1 protein-coding gene is annotated in these 4,559 nt (G+C 76.4%); it reads left to right on the forward strand.

The genetic code is table 11. From position 1 onward, the window contains the following. A partial coding sequence (locus ACVMYR_RS18310) for a type I polyketide synthase (protein WP_457122305.1) occupies positions 1–4,534 on the forward strand: 4,534 nt, incomplete at its 5' end. Between the last annotated feature and the right edge of the window lie 25 nt (positions 4,535–4,559).

Raw genomic sequence — 4,559 nt, forward strand, 5'->3', positions numbered from 1 at the left:
GCAGCGGCTGCTGCTGGAGACGTCGTGGGAGGCGTTCGAACACGCCGGCATCGACCCGCGCGACACGAAGGCCACCACCGGCGTCTTCGCCGGCCTGATCCACCACGACTACGCGGGCCGCCTGGCGGCATCGGAGGAGTTGGAGGGGTACCTCGTCAACGGCACCGCCGGCAGCGTCGCCTCCGGTCGCGTCGCGTACGTCTTCGGCCTGGAGGGGCCGGCGGTGACCGTGGACACGGCGTGTTCGTCGTCGCTGGTCGCGCTGCACCTGGCGGCGCAGGCGCTGCGCTCCGGCGAGTGCGACCTGGCCCTGGCTGGCGGCGTCACCGTCATGGCCACGCCGAGCGCATTCGTCGGCTTCTCCCGGCAGCGCGGGCTGTCCCCCGACGGGCGGTGCAAGTCGTTCGCCGCGTCGGCGGACGGGACGGGCTGGTCGGAGGGTGTGGGCATGCTGCTGGTGCAGCGGCTCTCCGACGCGCAGCGGGAGGGGCGTCGGATCCTCGCGGTGGTGCGGGGGACGGCGGTGAACCAGGACGGGGCGTCCAACGGTCTGACGGCGCCGAATGGTCCGTCGCAGCAGCGGGTGATCCGGCAGGCCCTGGCGAATGCGCGGCTGACCCCGGCGGACGTGGACGCCGTGGAGGCGCACGGCACGGGCACGACACTGGGCGATCCGATCGAGGCGCAGGCGCTGCTGGCCACCTACGGCCAGGGGCGGGAGATGCCGCTGTTGCTGGGGTCGATCAAGTCGAACATCGGGCACACGCAGGCGGCGGCCGGTGTCGCCGGGATCATCAAGATGGTCATGGCGATGCGGCACGGCCTCGTCCCGCCGACCCTGCACGTGGACGAGCCGTCGCCGCACATCGACTGGACCGCCGGGGCGGTTTCCCTGGCCACCGAGGCGACGCCGTGGCCGGCCGTGGACCGGCCGCGTCGGGCGGCGGTGTCGTCGTTCGGGATCTCCGGCACGAACGCGCATGTGATCATCGAGCAGCCTCCGGTGGAGGTTGTCGAGGGTGTGGTGGTGGAGCGGGTGGTGCCGCCGGTGGTGCCGGTGCTGCTGTCGGCCCGCACCGATGGGGCGCTTGCGGGTCAGGCCGCTCGGTGGGCCCGGTGGTTGGCCGGTGACGAGTCGCTTTCCGCGGTCGATGTGGCGTGGTCGTCGGTGACGACGCGTCCGGCGTTGGAACAGCGGGCGGTGGTCGTCGCCGAGGGCCGGGACGATCTGCTGGCTGCCCTGCGGGCTCTGGCCACCGGTCAGCCGTCCGGTGCCGTGGTGGTCGGCACCCCGGAGCAGCGCGGCCAGCTCGCGGTCCTCTTCTCGGGCCAGGGCGCGCAGCGTGCCGGGATGGGTCGGGAGTTGGCGGAGGCGTTCCCGGTGTTCGCCGCCGCGCTGGACGAGGTGTGCGCCGGGCTGGACCCGCTGCTCCCGCAGCCGCTCAAGGGGGTGCTGTTCGCGGCGGAGGGTTCCGCCGAGGCCAACCTGTTGGACCAGACCGTCTTCACGCAGGCGGGCCTGTTCGCCGTTGAGGTGGCCCTGTTCCGTTTGGTGGAGTCGTTCGGGGTGGTGCCGGACTTCGTCGGTGGGCATTCGGTCGGTGAGATCACGGCTGCGTACGTGGCGGGGGTGTTGTCCCTGGCCGACGCGTGCCAGCTCGTGGCCGCGCGGGGTCGCCTGATGCAGGCGTTGCCTGCCGGGGGCGGGATGCTGGCGGTGGCCGCCGCCGAGGAGGCGGTGGCGGAGTCGATCGCCGGTCGGGCCGACGTCGGGATCGCCGCCGTCAACGGGCCGTCGGCCGTCGTGGTCTCCGGTGCGGTCGCGGCGCTGGGCGAGGTCGAGCAGCTCTGGCAGGGCCGGGGCGTGCGCGTCCGCCGGCTGACCGTCAGCCACGCGTTCCACAGCCCGCTGATGGAGCCGATGCTGGCCGAGTTCCGGGCTGTCCTCGCCACGCTCAGCTTCGCGGCACCGTTGTTGCCCGTCGTGTCGAACCTGACCGGGGCGCTCGCTGACGCCGACGAGATCCGCAGCGCCGACTACTGGGTGCGGCACGTCCGCGAGGCGGTGCGGTTCGCCGACGGCGTGACCGTGCTGCGCAAGGCCGGGGTGGACACGTTCCTGGAGGTCGGGCCGCAGAGCGTGTTGACGGCTCTGGCCGCCGACGTGCTGCCCGGCGACGAGGGTGTGCTGACCGTCGCGGCCCAGCGCCGGGATCGGCCCGAGGCGGCCGCCCTGCTGGCCGCCCTGGCGGAGCTGCACGTCAACGGTGTGCCGGTGTCGTGGCGGCAGTGGTTCGCCGGCAGCGGCGCGTCCAGGGTGGACCTGCCGACGTACGCGTTCCAGCACCAGCGGTTCTGGCCCGAAGCGCTGCCGCCCACCCGCAAGGACACCGACGGTGGTGGGGACGCCGAGTTCTGGGCCGCCGTCGAACGCGGCGACCTGACCGCCCTCGCCGCCCAGATCGGCGACGACACCGCCCTCGACGCCCTCGCCCCGGCCCTGCCCGCCCTCACCACCTGGCGGCGGGCCCGCACCCGGGACGCGGCGGTGAACGGCTGGTCGTACCAGGTCGGGTGGCGGCCGATCGACCCGGCTGACCCGCCGGTGGCGGCCGGCGGCTGGCTGCTCGTCGGGCCCGACGGCGACACCGCCGACGACATCGCCGCCGCGCTCGCCTCGGCCGGCGCGGACGTGCGGCGGCTGCCCGCCGATCCGGCCGGCGCCACCCGGGGCGGCCTGGCCCGGCGGCTCACCGCCGCGCTCGCCGACGGGCCCGTCACCGGCGTCGTCTCCCTGCTCGGCCTGGCCGACGACCCGCACCCGCAGCACCCGGCCGTGCCCGTCGGCACGGCGGCCACGCTGGCGCTGGCGCAGGCCCTGCACGACGCCGGGGCGGGCACGACCCTGTGGTGCGTGACGCGGGGCGCGGTCGGCACCGGCGACGGCGACGCCGTCCACAGCGCCGCCCAGGGCGGCCTGTGGGGCCTCGGCCGGGTCGCCGGCCTGGAACTGCCGCAACTGCGGGTCGGCCTGCTCGACCTGCCCGCCGCCGACGCCGACCCCGCCACTGGCGTCGCTCCCGCCGCCCGTGTCGACCCCGCCCGGCTCGCGGCGGCCCTCACCGCCGCCGGCGACGAGGACCAGCTCGCCGTGCGGCCCACCGGCGTGTACGCGCGCCGGCTGACCCGGGCCGTCCCCGCCGACGCGGCGGCGGCCGACCGGTGGTGGCCCTCCGGCACCGTGCTCGTCACCGGCGGCACCGGCGCGCTCGGCGCGCACGTGGCCCGCTGGGCCGCCGGCAACGGGGCCGAACACCTGGTGCTGACCAGCCGGCGCGGCGAGGACGCGCCGGGCGCGGCGGAGCTGCGCGACGAGCTGACCGCCCTCGGCGTACGGGTCACCGTCGCCGCCTGCGACGTGGCCGACCGGGACGCGGTCGCCGCGCTGCTCGCCCGCGTCGACGCCGACCCGGCCCCGCTGACCGCCGTGGTGCACGCCGCCGGCCTCAACGACGTGGCGCCGCTCGTCGACACCGACCTCGGCCGGCTCGCCGGGGTGCTGACCGGCAAGGCCGCCGGAGCGGTGCACCTCGACGAGCTGCTCGGCGACCGGCCGCTCGACGCGTTCGTGCTGTTCGCGTCCATCGCCGGGATCTGGGGCAGCGGCGGGCAGGCCGGCTACGCGGCCGGCAACGCCTACCTCGACGCCCTCGCCGAGCGCCGCCGCGCCCGGGGACTCGCCGCCACCTCCGTGGCGTGGGGACCGTGGGCCGACGGCGGGATGGCCACCGACGACGCCCAGCGGGAACTGGCCAGGCGTGGGCTGCGGGCGATGTCCCCGGCCGACGCCGTGCACGCCCTGCGGGTCGCCGTCGGGCGCGGGCGGGCCTGCCTCACCGTCGCCGACGTCGACTGGGCGACGTTCGCCCCGGCGTACGCGTCGGTGCGGCCCCGGCCGCTGCTGGCCGACCTGCCCGAGGCCCGGCCCGCCGAGCGCCCCGACGACGACGCCGCGCCGGCCGACGGCGGGCAGGCCCTGCGGGACCGGCTGCGCGCCCTGCCCCGCGACGAGCAGGACCGGCACCTCACCGACCTGGTCCGCGCCGAGGCCGCCGCCGTCCTCGGCCACCCCGGCCCGGAGCGGGTCAAGCCGCGGCGGGCGTTCAAGGACCTCGGCTTCGACTCGCTGACCGCCGTGGAGCTGCGCAACCGGCTCACCCGGGCCACCGGGCTGCCCCTGCCCACCACACTCGTCTTCGACCACCCCGACCCGGCCGCCGTGGCCGACCACCTGCTCACCGCGCTGGTCCCCGAGGCGCACCGGGAGGAGGCGGCCGACCCGGCCGAGACGGCGGTCCGCCAGGCCCTGGCCACCATCCCGCTGGCCCGCATCCGCGAAGCCGGGCTCCTCGACCTGCTGCTCAAGCTCACCGACGGCGACGACACCGACCCCGCACCCGGTGGGGACGTCGACATCGACGAGATGGACGCCGACACCCTCATCAGGCTGGCGCTCGACGGCTCCGAGTCCTGACCTTGCCCCACGTACGGAGTAACTG

It is taken from the genome of Micromonospora sp. PTRAS2, from assembly GCF_054052245.1.